A 17,957-nucleotide genomic window follows, 5' to 3' on the forward strand; every position below is an offset into this window, starting at 1 on the left:
TGTATATATTGATTAAATATAATACTATAATTATTATAATCTTAAATATGAAAGTTTCAATTAAAACAATACTTGCATCCATAACTTTTACCTTATTATACATATTTAAATAATTAGCCATACAAACTAATTCCAGACTAATATATTCAATAAACTTATATATTAAATTCCAATATCCTACTACATAAAGAATAATTTTCAAGATATTTGCATTGTAATTTACCTTATAAAAAATGATAAAAAAAACTATATATATAAAAATGTTCTTATATCCAATAATAAGACTAGCAGCCGTTATCATAAAAAAGATTAAGTAATTTATTTTTTTGAAGTAGTTCTTTCATTATAATAGTCTATTAATTTTTTAAGCAATACAAAATATATGAACATATCTAAAAAATTAAATATACTCCAAAATATAGTAATGCTATCTAACATAACATGTCTCCTAATTCCTTTGTTAGTTTTAATTTTAAATTTTTCATTTTATATCTACTAACAAGTACCTCTTTATCTCTAATGGTGACTGTATTCGTTTTTATCCGTCTTACTTTACTAAGATTAATTAGATATGATCTATGACATCTGTAAAACTTACTCTCGATTAACTGTTTTTCTAACTTATTAAGACTATTAGTACTTCTATATATCTTATTATCTGTGTGTATCAATATAAACCTTGATTCAGTTTCTATATATAATATAATATTAATTGGTATTCTAATAATTTCACATAAATCAGTATCTTTAAAAGCTAAATAATTACTATTATTCTCCTTAATTTCTTCTATACATTCTAAAAGATGTCTTGAAAATTCTTGATATTTTATTGGCTTTAGTAAATATCTAAAAGCTTTTACTTCATATCCTTGCTGTATAAAGTCTATAATGCCCGTTGTAAATATTATGTTTACATTTGTATCAAATTTTCTTATTTCTCTTGCTGTGTCAAGGCCATTTACCCCTGACATCTGAACATCTAATAATAAAATACTTATACTAAGTGGATAATTCATTAACAATTCTTCCCCACTTGAAAATTCAATCAATCTATATGAATTTTTGTCTAAAGTCTTACTTATATATGTACACAAAATCTTCCTATGAATTTCATCATCTTCACAAATTACAATAGATATCATGCCAAACCCCCTTGCACTTTAACTTTTTATCCAATATAAACCATATCATTGTAATACATCTATAGTTTAGCATAAATTTACATTTTTTGTTAAAAATTATTAGGCAGATTTTTCGTTATAATATTTGAAATAAAATAGACAATATTATAAATTGAATGGCGTTTGTGATAGAGAAAATAAGGTAAAGAATTATACAGTTCGTTGCATCTTTATTTTATGTACTTTATCTTTTCTAGCTATACAATTATCAAGTACCTTATTTAAAAGACTTAATAATATATTTATAGTGAAAAGATAACTAGCATTGTACGCTAGTTACATTAAAATAAAATCCTCCATAGACTTCCTCCCCCTCAAAAGAAATTGGAGTTTAAATATGGAGCAACAAACCCGATTATAAAGTGTTCATTTTTATAACATATTGATGAAAAAATAAGCATCTATAATATATTCATTTACATATTCACTTTATATTTAAGTTTATACTTGATAGCGATGTATCTCTTAGTTACAAATGTAATCAACATTCTAATAAAGTTATACACCGGGATAACCGATAGTAATAAAGGAATAGATATCATCAACATCCTCATACTTAATACATTTTCAAGAGAAAATATACCTCTAAAAAATACAATTAATACAATAAAAGTACTTATCAAAATCACTAACATAGTAGCAATTTTTTTATTAATAGGTTTAGAAACTCTAACTAGAGATGTAAAGCACACAGCACCTGTCAGTACAACACATAGGGTTGATTTCATTCCGAAACTGAGACCCAAAATACTCCCTAGAATCATTATCGTGAGTATATATACAACCACTGATATTCCAGATGAAAATGCAGGAGTCAGTACGTTCACTAAAAAACCATCCTTTATTTGTGAGTAGTTTGGTCGTAAAGCTAAGAAAAATGAGGGGATCCCTACACCGAGTGCTGTAATTGGCATAAGTTGTATAGGATGAAATGGATACGCTGAGTTTATAAATATAAATAAAGTCGCTAGTATCGTTGAATACACAGTTTTCATTAAATACTGCGATGCAACTTGCTGTATATTGTTTACAACTCTTCTTCCCTCCATCACTACGCCTACCATAGAATCGAAGTTTGAATCTAGTAATACGAAATCAGATACTCCCTTTGCCGCATCACTACCTTCTGCCATAGCAATACTACAATTTGCTTCTTTTAATGCTAGAATATCATTTACTCCATCTCCAGTCATTCCTACTGTATATCCTTGATCTTTAAATGCTTTTATTAACCTTTTCTTTTGCTCTGGACTTACTCGTCCAAAAACCTTATACATCTCAGTGAATTTAATTAAATCCTCATCGTCCGAAACATTACTCATATCTATATACTGTTGTGCACCATCAACACCTGCTCTACTGGCAATTTGTGATACAGTTTTTGCATTATCACCTGAAATAATTCTCACTGATACTCCTTGATCTTTAAAATAGTTAAGAGTCGCTTTTGCTTCAGGTCTAATTGTATCCTCCATCATCGCTATTCCTAATAATTTTAAATCTTCAGGGAGTTCATTATCGCTAATATAATTTTCTGAATAAGCAAATGCTAAAACTCTCTCACCTCTACCAGTTGACCTGTCAATTCTATCCTGTATTTCCTTTGGTATACTTCTAAAGATATATTCAGGAGCTCCCATTACATAACTCCCTTGAGATTCAAAAGTAACCCCACTCCACTTTCTCTCAGAAGAAAACGGAACTTTATATATAGTCGTCCAGTCATTAGGTTTTGCTAAAACTGATTTTAAAGCGAGACTAGTGGCATTATCATCATCAAGGGTAAAAACTAAAGTTGATATAGCTTTTTCAAGATCTTCATCATCGTTATCAGAAAATGAAACAATATCTAATACTTTTATTTTACCATCAGTGATAGTCCCAGTTTTATCTAGGCATAACATGTCAACACGAGCCAAATTTTCTATCGATCCCATTGTTTTGACAAGGACTTTTTTTCTCGTTAGGTTAATTACACCTACCGCTAAAGCAATAGAGGTAATAAGAATCAATCCCTCTGGAATCATACCTATTACTGCCGCAGCAGTTCCCAATATTGCCTGGGTTTTATCTATACCAGTTGAAAGTTTTGATACAAAAAGCAGTATTCCGATTGGAATTATGGCAAATGTAAGCATTTTTATTATTTTTTTCAGAGTTCTTATAAGCTCACTATTTATATCCTTTGATTTTTTAGCTTCCATCGCAATCTTTGAAGCATAGCTCTGCTTTCCAACATTAGTTACTTTTATATAAGCAGACCCGCTTATGACAAAACTTCCCGACATAACATCAGAATCTACATATCTATAAACAGGACCCGATTCTCCTGTCAATTGAGACTCATCTACTTCAAGTCCATTTGTTTCGATAACGGTTCCATCAACACAAAGTTGATCTCCTCTACGAACCAGTATTACATCATCTTTAACCAAATCTTGTTGATTTATTTTTATTTCATCACCACTTCTTACTACACTAGCTTTTGCTTGGTTTAATAAGGATAATTTATCTACGCTTTTTTTCGCCCTTATTTCTTGGATTATACCTAAAGATATATTCGATACTATTACTCCTAGAAACAATAGATTCTTATAACTTCCTGTATATATAATAAAAGCAGCTATTACTATATTTATAAGATTAAATAATGTACATATATTTTCTGTAAATATTCTTTTATAGCTTCTAGTTAATGGCTTTATAGGTAGATTGCTTTCTCCACGCTTAATTCTTTCTTCAACTTCAGCGCTTGTCAATCCATTGATATTTTGATTCATGTTTTAGTCTTCCCTTCTACCTAAATTACTTTCTAATTATTAATATTCCAAAATATGCTTTTTTTATATAGTTATTATATTTTTTGTTTTTATTTATTTTACATAATATCATATTTAGACATATACTGATCAAAAATTAATCAAATCTTTAGTATTTTTAATAAATTCTCGGTATCTTTAAGTATAATTTTGATAATAATATAAATTAAATTTTAAACAATAATTTATAACAATAAAATAGAGGGAGTTCACAACGACTTTAGTCATATTGTGAATACTCCCTTATATTTGTATATATTTAGTTGTTTAGTTGTTTTGTTGTTTTGTTGTTTTGTTGTTTTGTTGTTTTGTTGTTTTGTTGTTTTGTTGTTTTGTTGTTTTGTTGTTTTGTTGTTTTGTTGTTTTATGTTTTGTTGCTATTTATCTTCTCTGTTTATAGTTGGTCTAAATAATTTACTATATAATCAACCCTTAAGTTGAATGTACAATATTCAACTTACTTAGAAACTACTGAGAAACGCTCTTGTATATGTTTTGCGTTTTCTGCCTCATCAATCATCGCTACAGCAAAATCAGCATAGCTTATTTCGCTTTTACCATTGCTATTTAATGTAAGAGTATTTCCTCCAATTTTGTAGCTTCCAGTACGAATTCCATCTACAACAAAATTAGCTGCTGGACTTAAATATGTCCATTTTACATCATTTCTAGTTTTTATTTCGTCAAATGCTTTCCCCATATTTACCGCGATTGGCATATAGTCATCCGGGAAATCCGGAGTATCCATCAGTCTAGTTTTAAGTTCTTTATCGACATACAGACTTCCTGCTCCACCTACAACTAATAGACGATTTTCATTTCCACTAAGTACATCTGCAAAGTGCTTTAATGATGTATAGTGAAGTGGTAGTGTTTCCTCAGTCCAAAATCCTAGTGCATCTACAATTGCATCGAACTCTTTAAGATCGCTGTAGTTTATATCCAATATATCTTTTACAATTACCTCCGCTTTATTATTTATATTTCCGTTGTCTTTTCTTACTATCGCAGTTGTGTCATGGCCCCTCTTTATTGATTCTTCTAATAGTAAACTCCCTTGTTTTCCTGTTGCTCCTATAACTGCTATCTTCATAATCTTTTCCTCCCGAAATTTAGTTTATAGTTTTATATCCTAATATTTTGTTATTATTTTAATTGCTTAATCTAAGTTTAAAAGTTTTAGTATCTTTAGTAAAGTAAGCACTTTAAAGTGCTATAGTATCTTTTTGGATACTATTATGTATTTTCAATTATTTATAACTAATATTTTTATGGTATATTCAATTTTATTTGTAAATTAATGATAAAAGTATTATAATCAATCTGTAAAGGCTAATTGAATTTACAAACTAGATAAGCAAAATTAATAAAGTAAATATAATGTAGATAAATTACGAATATATATAATAAAATTTTAGGAGGTGTCGATATGGTAGAAAATAATTTGCCCGCATGTCCTGTTGAGGTTACACTTCAGCTAATTGGAGATAGATGGAAGGTCATAATATTAAGAGATTTGATGGACGGAACTAAAAGATTCGGAGAACTAAAAAAATCTGTAGGCAGCATAACACAGAAGGTACTTACTTCTAACTTAAGAGCAATGGAAGAAAACTCACTTTTAACACGTAAAGTATATGCAGAAGTCCCACCAAGAGTTGAATACACTCTTACAGAAGTCGGATACAGTCTTAAACCTATCTTAGATGTAATGTCTGATTGGGGAACTACTTATAAAAACAACTCTAAAATTATAAAAAGAGCACAAGTTTAATAAAACTTGTGCTCTTTAATACAGTTTTAAATTTCCTTAATTTTACCCTATTTCTCTGCCTTAGATTCTGTGGGCTCTTTAGATTCTTTCGATACTTTAGGTTCCTTTCTACCAAACCCTTTAAAGAAATCACCCTCTTTCCCATGGTAACCTCCTGGGAATGGTCCTCTTCCAGCAAAATCGCCTTGCATATGTCTATCATCATGTCCATGAAACCCTCCAAACTCTGGACCTCTCGCATGGTGATCTCGATCATTGTGTTCATGATGGTGAACATGGCTTGCATCAAATGGATTATGGTGTGGGAAATCAGCACCATCTGTCATTTCCTTTTCAAGTTCAGTTAATAACTTAGTTATAATAAAATCAAACTGATTTGTTTCTTCTTCAGTTAATGAATCAAATATTGTATCGTGTTTTTCACTATTTTCAATAGCATTTGCAGCAATTAAGCCTGCCTCTGTTAATTTGATCTCCATTATACGACGATCTTTATCTGATGGCTCTCTAGTAATATAACCATTTTTCTCTAGTTTAGATAACAACTCTCCTAATGACTGTGGTCTCATATCCAATAAGAAAGATAGCTCTTTTTGAGTAATTACCGGTTGAATTTTAAGTAAACCTAGAACTCTTCCCTGTCCTCGATGAGGATTCCCAAAAGGCCCAAAATTGCGACGCTTTTTATCAAAATGCCTATGTAGTAAATATTCTAAACGTAAAATTTTCTCGATTAAATTCTGTTCTTCAAAGTTATTAGTTTCATCTTCGTACATAGTTTTAACCTCCATATATTCTTTTATTTTAATTTAGTTTTATAGTTATAAAATACTATCTAATTAAATTATAGTTTAATCACTATCTCGTATACCTATTTTATAAAGGTACCTTGTTAACTTTAAGTATAAAGGCACCTTTACAAAATGTCAATAAAGATATTTGTAATATTTTTATAATAAAGATATTTTAAGTAAAATTCTATAAACAGATTTCATCAATACTTAAATCATTGGTAATTCACATGTTTATAAGTATTTTTCCGAATTTTAACCTTCTTTATTATATTAAACCACGAAAAATTAAACTATAAAAAAACTCCTTGACTTTTTAATAAGGTACCTTTATGATTATATTATTAAAGGTACCTTATTAATTTTGAAAGGGTTGAATTTTATGAATAGGATTTTAAAACGATTACCTGTAATAGCAGTTATGCTGTCAGTTATTTTCTTGCTGTTACAGATTTTTTGCAATTTATATCTACCGTATGTAATTGCAAGTATAGTAGACAAAGGAGTTATCGTTGGAAATATTAGCTATATATATAAACAAGGAGCTTTTATGTTTGGAATTACACTTATCAGCTTAGTTTCTGCATTAGGTAATACTCTTTTTTCTGCAAAAATTTCATATAAGTTAGGAAATGAATTGCGTAATGATATTTACCGAAAAGTATTGTCATTTTCAAAAGTTGAGTTTGATAAATTTGGATCTTCATCATTAATTACTAGAAACACTAACGATGTCAACCAAGTTCAGAACCTTGTGGAAATGAGCTTGAAATTTCTAATAATGTCACCTCTATATTTAATTGGAGGAATTGCAATGACTTACTCATTGAGCCCAAAATTGTCATTAGCATTTGTAGCAGTTATTCCTTTAATGTTTATCGCCGCTGTAATTATCAATAAATTTGCTAGTCCACTCTACATGAAAATGCAGAAAAACTTAGATCATCTTAACCTAATTTTTAAAGAAGGTTTATCTGGTGTAAAGATAATACGTGCATTTAATAAGGAAAAATGGGAATTTGATAAATACCAAAATGTTAATGCAGATTATACAAAAACTTCTATTAAAGCAGGAACAATTATGAGCGTATTCATACCTCTAATAACTATCGCTATGAATTTTACTATGATAGCTATCATTTGGATAGGAGGTCACGATATAAGTTCTGGCTCAATTGAAATAGGAACTCTTATTGCTGTAATCTCATATTCGGCGGAAATTTTATTAGGATTTATGATTCTAACACAAGTAATAGTCGCAATACCTCGTGGTCTAGCTTCTGCTAAAAGAATTAACGAAGTCTTAGATACCAAGTTATCTATTGAAGAAATCAAAGTTTTTGAGAAAAATATAAATCTAAAAGGGGATCTAACATTTGAAAATGTAGATTTCCACTACCCTGATTCTACTAAATATACTCTTTCTGACATTAGCTTTAGAGTTAAACCTGGCCAAACACTTGCTATCGTTGGAGGCACTGGTGATGGTAAATCAACTTTATTAAATCTAGTAACCCGTTTATACGATGTCGACAATGGAAACATTTGTATAAATAAAAAAGATGTTCGTTCAATATCAAAACATGAATTAAACGAGGCGATAAGTTTTTCGCCACAGAAATCAACTCTGTTTTTTGGCACTATACGTTCAAATATGCTTTTAGCAAAATCTGATGCTACTGATGATGAAATCTGGAATGCACTAGATATTGCATGTGCAAGTGAATTTGTAAAGAATCTAGAAAATGGATTGGATAGTCCTGTTGAAAAATCTGGAGGAAATTTCTCCGGTGGACAAAAGCAACGTTTATGTATAGCTAGAACCATCTTAAAAAATTCAGAATTCTATATTTTCGACGATTCATTCTCCGCACTCGACTTCAAAACTGATGCTTTTATTAGAAAATCACTTAATACATTCTTAGCTGATAAAATCAAAATTATTGTGGCTCAGAGAGTCAATACAATTGTAGATGCCGATATTATTGTAGTCTTGGATAAAGGTAAAGTAACAGGAATTGGTACACATAAGTCATTAAAAAAATCTAATCCTGTTTACCAAGAAATTTTAGCTTCGCAGGTGTATGATGAGGAGGTTGCCATATGAAGAATTTAGAAAACACTAACTCTTCTAACTGGGTTATTATTAAAAGGTTGTTGGGTTATGTAAAGCAGAGTCGTATACTGGTTGTACTTACAATACTGTGTGCAATTATCGGTACTTTGATGCAGGTCATTAGCCCTAAAATATTGGGTAATGCTACTACACTTATTTTTAATGGATCCACTAGTAAAAGTGGAATTGACTTTTCCCATCTAGGAAGACTTATGTTTATAATCGGATGTTTATATGTAGGTGTATTTTTTACTACTTTTTTACAAGAGAGGATGATGCTTGTAGTATCACAACGCATAACCTACAACTTGCGTAAAGAGTTAAAAGCAAAAATGAATAAACTTCCTATAAATTACTTTGATAAACATTCAAATGGAAATTTACTATCAATTGCCATTAACGACCTTGAAAATATTGTAAATACTTTACAGTCAGGATTATCATCACTTATTTCAAATATTATATTAGCTGTAGGTGTAATAAGTTTTATGTTGATAATTAGTTGGAAATTAACTTTACTTGCGTGCATAATGATTCCAGGCAGTTTAATTGTTGTAAAAATTTTTACACCTGCAACACAGAAAAACAATAAAGAATATTTCAATCTACAGGGACAATTAAATGATCAGATCGAAGAAACTTATCAAGGCTTCTCGGTAGTGAAGAGCTTCAATCAACAGGATAAGTTATTAAAAAAATTCGATGAAACTAACGACAAAATGTATAACTCAGGATGGAAAGCTAAATTCTTAGGTGGAAGTATGATGCCGAGTATGATCCTTGTCGAAAATAGTGTATACGTACTTTTAGCTGTATTTTCTTGTTTAAGTGTAGTGTCTGGATCAATTTTAATTGGGGATATGCAGGCATTCCTTCAATATTCAAAGCAGTTTGCTGATCCTCTATCACACTTCTCGCATATCTGGAACAATCTGCTTTCAGCTGTTGCATCAGCAGAGCGTGTATTTAAAGTACTAGATGAAGATGAGTCTACTGAATACAATGTGTCTTTTGAGAATAAACCTCATGAAGAAGCTAAAATTGCATTTGACAATGTCGAGTTTAGATACAACGATACGCCACTTATTAAGGATTTCAATATGTCAATAGACTCAGGTGAAATGATAGCTATCGTAGGTCATACTGGTGCTGGTAAATCAACATTAATTAATTTGCTTGAACGCTTCTACGATATAAAGGATGGAAATATCAGAATAGACGGTATGGATATCAGAAATTTAAGTTCAAAAGAACTTAGAAGTAAACTTGGGATGGTTTTACAAGATACATGGCTGTTCTCTGGTACAATCTATGACAATATCCTATATGGAAATGAAAATGCTACAAAAGAAGAAATTTATGCAGCCTCAAAAGCTGCTTATGCAGATGATTTTATTCAGAAGCTTCCAAATGGCTATCAAACTGTTTTAGTTGAAGAAGCAAGCAATATTTCTCAAGGTCAAAAACAGCTTGTTACTATTGCCAGAGCTTTTGTGTCCAATCCAGATATATTGATTTTGGATGAAGCGACATCAAATGTAGACAGCCGTACTGAATTAATAATTCAAAAAGCTATGCGTAAGTTGATGAGCGGCAGAACAAGCTTTGTAGTAGCCCATCGCCTTTCTACTATTTACGATGCTGACAGAATTCTTGTTATGAATAAAGGAGATATTGTAGAGACCGGAAGCCATGATACATTGATCGATCTTGGTGGTGAATATGCAGATATATACAATAGCCAGTTTTCACAGAAAGCAATGTAATCCACAAGATTATATTAGTAAAATTTCATACTTATTTAAACATTAAAAGGAACGGTTTTTCCATAACTATAGATTAAGCTAATTCTGCTAATTCTAGATCTATAGATGAAAAATCGTTCCTTTACTGCACTTCATTTATTAAGAGTCAATAGTCTAAAAACTTACGTCACTTTCCCCTACTTTATACCATTAATCAACCCTGTTTCACGAATATCATCAATAAATTTCCTTATTAATGAAATTTCACATATATATATATTACTAATAGCATGCCTTTTATATGTAATTTATATAAACGCCCACTTCTTAAAAAATTTAAAAGTCTCCTGCCAAAAATCGAAAGTAGCATCTATACAGCTGATTTTCTCTCCACCATGCTATTAATAAAAAAGAACCCTATGTATAGACATAAAAACTATCTACACGCAGAATTCATCATTTTTATATTAAATATGTTAAAAATAATCATTCTTCTATCTACATATTTCTATCAAATATCATTTGATTATAATCCAAGTCCTCAAATCCAAGTCCCCTATAAAGAGCACTTGCACCTTCATTTTCACCTGTAACTTCTAAACGGAAACGTACAACTTCAGGGAATGATTCAAACATCCAGTTGAAGAATTTCTTTCCATAGCCTTTTCCCCTACATTGATCTTTTAGGTAAAGTTCCTCCAATATGATAGTTTTTCCACCCGCTTCACATGAATAAGTTATAGCCATATATGCAAATCCTACAACATCATCACCTTCACATAAAACAGCCCCACATACTGAAGGCTCATCTCCAGCTGCATCCATAAAAGAACGCTCAAGTATACTCATGTCTACCTTGTTAAGAACTGCATCACTGTTGTAAAATTCATCTACCATATCCATAACTTCTTTTTTGTCACTTAGCTCCATCTCTCTGATCGATAACATAGCCATTCTCCCTTCCTTATGTCACTTGTTTTTAAATGCTTTAATCCTAGTTTTAGCAATATCTTATCACTTTATTCTAACTAAATTAATTATATCATTGTATTAGACTTTTAACAAATTTCCGAGATATTGGATTTTTCAAACTAAAAAGCCAGTACACTCAATATGTACTGGCTTAATATAATAAAGTTATAATTGCTAGTCCTACTTAATAAGAGCTTTCCCAACTGGAAGAACTACTCTCTTGTAGTGTGTATTTAAAACTGAAGCACCCGATCCATAGAAAGATAAAAGGGCTATTAATAATTCCGAGTAAGCTGCAAGACTGTGACCAAATTCTGGAGCTATTCCAAAAGTACTCATTGAAAGCCCTAAGAAAAGAAAGTCAATCAAAACAAATATTGAAAATAGCACTTTGTGAGTTCCAGCCGCTCCATATGTCATAAATAAAGTAAATATAAGATACCCAAAATAAATAAATCCTAATTGATTTACATCAACTGCTTGTTGTAAAATCGCACCGAATACGCCGTAGTTTATTAACCAACAAGATGCAACTACCAACCAGAAAAATCCGTACGCTCCAAATGCTGTACTACCAAATGTATTATTTAATTTCGCATCATTTATAGATGCGTATATCTGCGCTAAACCACCTAAAAAGATTGCTACTGGTAAAACATAAGAAAGATCTGATGTAATACCTAATTTTTGACTTGAAGCTACTAAAGTCACCATTGCTAATCCAAAAAGCCCTATTGCTGAAGGATCTGCTACACTCACTGTCACATTCTGTGAATTCTCTGTCGAGTGAACACTCATAAAAAAATACCTCCTAAATTTATATTTTATTTTTCCCTTTATAAACATTAACATAAATAGTTGCTTAACTCAAGAATTTTCAATCAATTCAATAGTTTTTATACATTTTTAGTAATTTATAAAATAATTCAACTCAAAAAAGCCCTAGTAATTCAGTATTTAACGCTAGGGCTGTATTTATTCTATTTACTTTTTTAATTTTGATTTTTCATAATTAAACGGTATACTTGTACCTACTACTACATTTTCAATTTTTTCTACTATCAACCAATCATCCATATTGCCTTGATGATCAAAATCTAGTGGATCAATTTCATTTAGTCCCTCAAATTCAACAAGACACAAGCATTTTTTATGCCAACGAGTCTTTTGCTTTTCAGATAAGTTTAGCTTGTCCAGATTATCTTCAAGAGTTTTAACTATTTCTTCGCCTGTTAATTTTACATAGTTTTGTACATTTGACACAGTTGCACTAGCAGATATCTTTGCTGTACCTTTCTTCATAAAATAAAGTGTCTCTCCTTCAAATACTCTGCTATGTGGTATCTTTCTGCCAGCTGCTCCTCTTACTACCATTGTTTTTTCTCCAGCCAATATTTTTTCCAATACCTTTTCTTTATCATCACAATATACTAAATGCACTATAATATTCCTCCAATTAATTTAGTTTAATATATCTATTTTAATTATTATATCATGCTGTAAATCGACATACCTCTCATTTCATGCACTGAAAAGTAAGTTTATCGATATTGTAGTATAATGAATTCTATTTCGCCATATCAATAATAGGTTTTAAACTTTCTCTATCTGTCCAATCACCTTAATGTCCGCGAGCTTATAACTGCCGCCATCCAAGGTTCTCAATAAAACTTTAAAAAGGAGATTTCTAAACGTTTGAAATCTCCTGAATCAAACTATTAATTAGCACTATTTGTTTCATCTGATAATTTATATTTTTAATTTATATTTTTGCTTCACTTGTTAATTTATGTTCTTAATCTTTGCTTATTTAATCCGTTAATTTATATTTTTAATTCATACTCTTTCCTTCATCCGTTATTTTATTAATCGCTTTTAAAAGATCGTCGTAAGGTTGTGCACCCGATATCTTGTATTTACCATTTATAATAAGAGTAGGAACAACATCTATTCCATATTTATGAACAAGTTTAAAATCTTCTTCCACATCACCTTTAACCTGATCAGAGTCGTATGAGTTTTTCCATTCATCGAAATTCAATCCTGCTTTTTTAACACATTCATATATTACTTCATTTTCTTCAACATTTTTACTTTCAACAAAGAAGGCATGTTGTAGATTATCAAACATATCCCAATATGCTAGCTGACCACCGAGAATCCCAGCAGCTTTTACAGCGTACAATGCTGGCATTGAAATTGGAAAAGGAAAATCTTGCTTTAGCATACCTTCAATATTAAAACGATGTAACTCATCTACTTGATTGGCGTGTTCCCAATGAGGTACTATCTCTCCTTTAGCTGCCTCTCTTGATCCAAACATCAATTTAAAATCTTCCATACTGTTTACTAGAGCAAACGATCTATGGATAATCTCTATATCGGGATTCTCTTTAGCTAGTCTTCTCATTTTATATGACATTGGAAAGCAATAGCTACAAATAACATCGTGGAAAAACTCTATAGTTATTTTTTTCATTTTAAATACCTCATCCTTTTTAAAATTTTTTTAAAATTTACATTTAAACTTAAAATAATTTTTAACTAAATAAATCATCTCAAACGTTCTAAATATCAACTTATAAAACTATTCTTACTTCATTAAATAAAACACCTATAAACAGTATATGATAATAATATATCATATGATCGGTTTGCTATCATTAAAGTCACTTATTTATATTGATACCCAAACTAACTGCTCTAAATATATTTTATTAAAAATAATCCAAACTTACTATATTTCTATTTTTTTCTAGATATATATATCCCAAAACAAACGAATAATAAAAATAAGGCATAAATTTAGGAGGCTTATCATGCAAAATAATTTATATGAAATAGCAAAGCTAGGAAATCCAGAAGAAAGTGCAATAAAAAAAGCTGAGAAACTAATAAAAGATGAAACAGGAAAAGATCTCGTTATTATCGCTTGGGAAAAAAACTTATCCAGCAGCGTAAACAAACATAACTAAAAATTTAATGCAAATAAAAAAATGTGTGTCTTTTTATATATAATAGTACAAAAAGGCACACATTTTATATTTTTTGTTAGCAATTCCTTGATTCAATAATTCTACAGATCAAGTGGACGTATATAATAAACTTTTTTCCTTATAAATTATCTGAAATTTTTTGAATTGTTGTTTTAAAATTGACTACTCCATAACCTAGAGAACTATTTGGATATTTGTAGAGATCATTCTTTCTTGTCGCTCCCAGCCTTAAATATGTATTTAATGTTTCAGGTAATAGTAACATTTTTGGCATACTGCTCTGTTTTTTAATATATTCCATAATTAATGTTAACATTCCTGAAACAACCGAGCTACTTACACCTGTTCCAGTACCTACTCTATAACTATCATTACCATAAGTTGAAGTAATATTTACACCAGGTGCCACTATATCTGGTTTCACTCCTGCTATTTTTACTGGGCCTTTTGATGATCCTATCCATATTCCATCATACCTACTATCATAGGCTCCTACAGTAATTGTCTTAATCCCACTACCATAAATAGTTGTGGTAGAAAATGAATCTGAATCAATAAATCCATCCTCTATATCTAAAAGATTCTTATTAGGAAGATAAACATGGTACTCTCCATTTACATATATATCTGGTCTAACCCTTAGAGTCCATGCTCCCGGTTTCATATTCGTTAGATTTATTTCGAGAAGCTCGGATCCTGTTGATATCCACGGGTAAAAGTATCTAACTACATATGTTGTGTTTTCTAAATTAAAACTTCCAATGTATTCATAGTAATCCGGTGCATAGTATGCAGTATAGCTAACTTCTCCAGATGGAGAAATAACAGTTGCATTTACCCTATCTAAATCTTCTCCCTCTAGATAGATATCTAAATTTTCTCCCTCTCCAAATTTTATAGTAATATCATTTACATCTGATTGATTTGTAAATTTACCAGAATAATGTATATATGTATTTCTTTGATCTCCTGCTCCACTTACTACAACAATTCCTGGATATTGTAATTCTTTAAATGTATTGAGTAGTGACATAAGTCCAAATGAAGATCTTAAACCAAGTGTTAAATTTATTATTAATGATTTCTCTTCTTTAATTGCAACGTTTATAACATATGAAAATGCAGCTAGAAAATCTGTTGCGGTGTAGTTTTGCTTTTCTACATAATACTTTCCAGGATATGTTCTTAATTTAACTACAATCAAATCAGCCCCTTCTGATATTCCTTTAATATTAGTATTTACCCTTCCTTCTCCCACAGTAATACCAGCAGCCATTGTACCTGTTCCCACATTATCTCTACTTAAACTTCCATCATTTCTCGCAATAGCTGCATTTAATTCATCTCTTGTAAACTCGCTTCCAAATAGATATCCTTCAGGCGGAGGATTTATGATACCCTCCTGATCCCATAAACTTATTATCTTGCTAGATCCATCATTTCTTATTAGATCTGGATGCAAATAGTCTACACCTGAGTCTATAATTGCAATTAGTACACCGTCGCCTGTTATGTCATTGTAGACATTATTATAAATATAATCTACCTGTGAAACTTCTCTAGCGCTATCTCCCAAAGTGTGATTATCTGATATTTCTATCATCGAACTCATTGGTATCGTCTCACTATACCAAGATACTTCATATATATCGTTTAAGGTTTGTGATTTAAAGTCTACTGGTGTATATAAAACAGCTAATCTTTCATTTAATATAATAAAATTATTTAAGCCTCTCGCCCTAAGAGCAGAATCTAGATCATCTTGATATACTATATAATAAGATTTTTCCATATTTACCTCCTATCTAAAAACATCAAACATCTTTCTTATATCTAATACACCGTATCCATAACTATTATTTGGGTATTCTATATTTTGATTTTGACTAGCTCCTAATTTTAAAAATGTTTTTAAATTAGATGAATATGCTTGTTTTAAATACAATCCATCAACAAGAGTATATTGAAAGTACATTGCAGCCCCACCTGATACGTTGGCTGCTGCTGCTCCCGTTCCTGTTATAGTTCCATAAGTATTATTAGGATATGGCGCAATTATATTTACACCGGGGGCAATAATGTCAGGCTTTAACCAGTTTTGAATTGTTGGCCCTCTAGACGATCCATTCCACAAACTTCGATTTAAAGAATTATATGCTCCTATAGTTATAATTTCTTCTCTGATTCCCGGATAATTAATTGTATAATCGGGATTTGAATTTCTAAACCTCGTTCCGCTTTTTATAAACACTCTATTTGGCAAGTATAAATTATACCCTCCATTAATTATAGTTATACCAGTAAGTCTAATCGACCATACTCCACGTTTAACACTTTTCAAATATATCTGCGTATATTGTTGTCCCGACAAAGGTGTGGGATATGAAGATATTAAAGTATACGAAGTACCTTCTAAATCGAATAAGCCACTAACTTGCAAATAACTGGCATACGCACCTATATTTCTTGTATATTCCCCTGAAGGAGAATATACTCTAACATCCATTTGGTCTGGATTCTCAACCCATAGATCTATAGTTAACTCGTCTTCATCTTCGGTAAGCTCAAACTCTACATTTACTACTTCTCCTTCAGATTGCATCCTTCCTGATGTATGTGTCTGTGTATCGCCCTCATCTCCTGCCCCTACAACTTCACAAAATCCTTTATCATAATATCTTGTCGTATCTATATTTGTAAGCCCCAGAAGATTATTGCTACCCAAAGATATATTAATAACAAGAGGCCTTCTTAACTGGCTTGCTCTCAAATAGGCGTATTGTGATGATGCATGTAGCATTGCATCATTGTAATGTCCATCTATATTTGCAAGCTTTATAATAATTAACTCAGCATCCTCAGCTACCCCAGCGTATTCTGGATTAACATTGCCCATACCCGCACATATACCGCTTAGCATCGTACCTCTTCCCTCTTCGTCTTGTGATAAACTTGGATCATTGTCCTGAATAGCTCTATTAATATCCTCTCTTGTATATTCTGCTCCAAAATAAAATCCTTCCGGAGGATTTCCATCCTTAGTTTGATCCCATAAATAAAGTATTTTAGAAGTTCCATCAGGATATATGAAGTCTCTATGTAAATAGTCTATTCCACTATCTGCAACTGCAATTATAACTCCCCTTCCGGTTATAGACAAATTAGGATTATTTTTAAAATAGTTAACACCTATATCTTCTGTTGAAATCACCCCATTAGATGTACCTTGAGATACTTTAGACAGTGGAGCCATTCTAACCGTCTTTTTGACATCAGATACTGATCTCATTCCCAGTATATTTTCTAATCCTCTAATAAAATTTGCACTATTAAGGCGCAAGACACCATAGTTGTCGCTGAGCCTGATAAATTCATACTGATATCCAGCCTCCTCATACTCATTAAAAAAATTTGGAAAAAATGTTATATTAAAATCGTACAAAACACTCTCTTGCCTCATAAGGCTCTGATTTATATTTCTATCCATTTTATCATTCCTTTTTTCTATTATGTAAGACATATACAAAATATGAATTAGATTTAGAAATTAATATTATACATAT

The 17,957-nt window shown here is 30.8% G+C and carries 14 protein-coding genes; 4 read left to right on the forward strand and 10 right to left on the reverse strand.

The features are described 5' to 3' along the window. Positions 1-431 precede the first annotated feature (431 nt). The 3 genes from T473_RS0114250 to T473_RS0114260 form a co-directional block, all read right to left on the reverse strand. Positions 432-1,142, reverse strand: coding sequence for a LytR/AlgR family response regulator transcription factor (locus tag T473_RS0114250; RefSeq protein ID WP_024622495.1), 711 nt, complete (start codon positions 1,140-1,142; stop codon positions 432-434). A 455-nt stretch (positions 1,143-1,597) separates the two neighbouring features. Further along, positions 1,598-3,961 (reverse strand): HAD-IC family P-type ATPase, encoded by a 2,364-nt coding sequence (locus tag T473_RS0114255; RefSeq protein ID WP_024622496.1) that lies wholly within the window; start codon positions 3,959-3,961, stop codon positions 1,598-1,600. Positions 3,962-4,457: 496 nt separating this feature from the next. Continuing rightward, positions 4,458-5,093 (reverse strand): NAD(P)-dependent oxidoreductase, encoded by a 636-nt coding sequence (locus T473_RS0114260; protein ID WP_024622497.1) that lies wholly within the window; start codon positions 5,091-5,093, stop codon positions 4,458-4,460. Between the two features lie 336 nt (positions 5,094-5,429). On the opposite strand from T473_RS0114260, the gene T473_RS0114265 reads away from it, so the two are divergent. Continuing rightward, a complete protein-coding gene (locus T473_RS0114265) occupies positions 5,430-5,774 on the forward strand; it encodes a winged helix-turn-helix transcriptional regulator (RefSeq protein ID WP_024622498.1) in 345 nt (114 codons plus the stop codon). A gap of 47 nt (positions 5,775-5,821) precedes the next feature. Here T473_RS0114265 and T473_RS17455 read toward each other — a convergent pair whose 3' ends face one another. Further along, positions 5,822-6,550 carry a MarR family winged helix-turn-helix transcriptional regulator gene (locus tag T473_RS17455; RefSeq protein ID WP_024622499.1) on the reverse strand — a complete coding sequence of 243 codons (729 nt, stop codon included), beginning with the start codon at positions 6,548-6,550 and terminating at the stop codon, positions 5,822-5,824. Positions 6,551-6,947: 397 nt separating this feature from the next. On the opposite strand from T473_RS17455, the gene T473_RS0114275 reads away from it, so the two are divergent. Together T473_RS0114275 and T473_RS0114280 are read left to right on the forward strand one after the other, a co-directional pair. After that, positions 6,948-8,672, forward strand: coding sequence for an ABC transporter ATP-binding protein (locus tag T473_RS0114275; protein WP_024622500.1), 1,725 nt, complete (start codon positions 6,948-6,950; stop codon positions 8,670-8,672). After that, entirely contained in the window at positions 8,669-10,447 is a 1,779-nt protein-coding gene (locus T473_RS0114280) for an ABC transporter ATP-binding protein (protein ID WP_024622501.1), read from the forward strand. The genes T473_RS0114275 and T473_RS0114280 overlap by 4 nt, the downstream gene beginning before the upstream one ends. Positions 10,448-10,924: 477 nt before the next feature. Here the strand turns inward: T473_RS0114280 and T473_RS0114285 are convergent, their stop codons facing one another. The 4 genes from T473_RS0114285 to T473_RS0114300 all read right to left on the reverse strand — a co-directional run bounded on the left by T473_RS0114285 (position 10,925) and on the right by T473_RS0114300 (position 13,877). After that, positions 10,925-11,374, reverse strand: a complete 450-nt coding sequence (locus tag T473_RS0114285) for a GNAT family N-acetyltransferase (RefSeq protein ID WP_024622502.1) — start codon at positions 11,372-11,374, stop codon at positions 10,925-10,927. A gap of 204 nt (positions 11,375-11,578) precedes the next feature. After that, entirely contained in the window at positions 11,579-12,196 is a 618-nt protein-coding gene (locus tag T473_RS0114290) for an acetate uptake transporter (RefSeq protein ID WP_024622503.1), read from the reverse strand. 186 nt (positions 12,197-12,382) lie between these two features. After that, entirely contained in the window at positions 12,383-12,841 is a 459-nt protein-coding gene (locus T473_RS0114295; RefSeq protein WP_024622504.1) for a hypothetical protein, read from the reverse strand. Between the two features lie 388 nt (positions 12,842-13,229). Beyond that, positions 13,230-13,877 (reverse strand): DsbA family oxidoreductase, encoded by a 648-nt coding sequence (locus T473_RS0114300; protein WP_152522320.1) that lies wholly within the window; start codon positions 13,875-13,877, stop codon positions 13,230-13,232. 340 nt (positions 13,878-14,217) lie between these two features. Here T473_RS0114300 and T473_RS18925 point away from each other — a divergent pair, with 340 nt between their 5' ends. Continuing rightward, entirely contained in the window at positions 14,218-14,373 is a 156-nt protein-coding gene (locus T473_RS18925; protein ID WP_200865904.1) for a hypothetical protein, read from the forward strand. Between the two features lie 139 nt (positions 14,374-14,512). On the opposite strand, the gene cspC is transcribed toward T473_RS18925, so the two are convergent. Next, entirely contained in the window at positions 14,513-16,186 is a 1,674-nt protein-coding gene (gene cspC, locus T473_RS0114310; protein ID WP_024622506.1) for a bile acid germinant receptor pseudoprotease CspC, read from the reverse strand. Positions 16,187-16,195: 9 nt separating this feature from the next. Further along, positions 16,196-17,881 carry a S8 family peptidase gene (locus T473_RS0114315; protein ID WP_024622507.1) on the reverse strand — a complete coding sequence of 562 codons (1,686 nt, stop codon included), beginning with the start codon at positions 17,879-17,881 and terminating at the stop codon, positions 16,196-16,198. Between the last annotated feature and the right edge of the window lie 76 nt (positions 17,882-17,957).

The organism is Clostridioides mangenotii TR (assembly GCF_000498755.1).
Classification (GTDB): Bacteria; Bacillota; Clostridia; order Peptostreptococcales; family Peptostreptococcaceae; genus Metaclostridioides; species Metaclostridioides mangenotii_A.

Bases quoted from the DNA above. Each gene is read 5' to 3' on its own strand.
- T473_RS0114265 (WP_024622498.1), top strand. From the start codon at position 5,430: ATGGTAGAAAATAATTTGCCCGCATGTCCTGTTGAGGTTACACTTCAG.
- T473_RS0114290 (WP_024622503.1), bottom strand. From the start codon at position 12,196: ATGAGTGTTCACTCGACAGAGAATTCACAGAATGTGACAGTGAGTGTA.
- T473_RS0114260 (WP_024622497.1), bottom strand. From the start codon at position 5,093: ATGAAGATAGCAGTTATAGGAGCAACAGGAAAACAAGGGAGTTTACTA.
- T473_RS17455 (WP_024622499.1), bottom strand. From the start codon at position 6,550: ATGTACGAAGATGAAACTAATAACTTTGAAGAACAGAATTTAATCGAG.
- T473_RS18925 (WP_200865904.1), top strand. From the start codon at position 14,218: ATGCAAAATAATTTATATGAAATAGCAAAGCTAGGAAATCCAGAAGAA.
- T473_RS0114275 (WP_024622500.1), top strand. From the start codon at position 6,948: ATGAATAGGATTTTAAAACGATTACCTGTAATAGCAGTTATGCTGTCA.
- T473_RS0114255 (WP_024622496.1), bottom strand. From the start codon at position 3,961: ATGAATCAAAATATCAATGGATTGACAAGCGCTGAAGTTGAAGAAAGA.
- T473_RS0114300 (WP_152522320.1), bottom strand. From the start codon at position 13,877: ATGAAAAAAATAACTATAGAGTTTTTCCACGATGTTATTTGTAGCTAT.
- cspC (WP_024622506.1), bottom strand. From the start codon at position 16,186: ATGGAAAAATCTTATTATATAGTATATCAAGATGATCTAGATTCTGCT.
- T473_RS0114315 (WP_024622507.1), bottom strand. From the start codon at position 17,881: ATGGATAGAAATATAAATCAGAGCCTTATGAGGCAAGAGAGTGTTTTG.
- T473_RS0114280 (WP_024622501.1), top strand. From the start codon at position 8,669: ATGAAGAATTTAGAAAACACTAACTCTTCTAACTGGGTTATTATTAAA.
- T473_RS0114285 (WP_024622502.1), bottom strand. From the start codon at position 11,374: ATGTTATCGATCAGAGAGATGGAGCTAAGTGACAAAAAAGAAGTTATG.
- T473_RS0114250 (WP_024622495.1), bottom strand. From the start codon at position 1,142: ATGATATCTATTGTAATTTGTGAAGATGATGAAATTCATAGGAAGATT.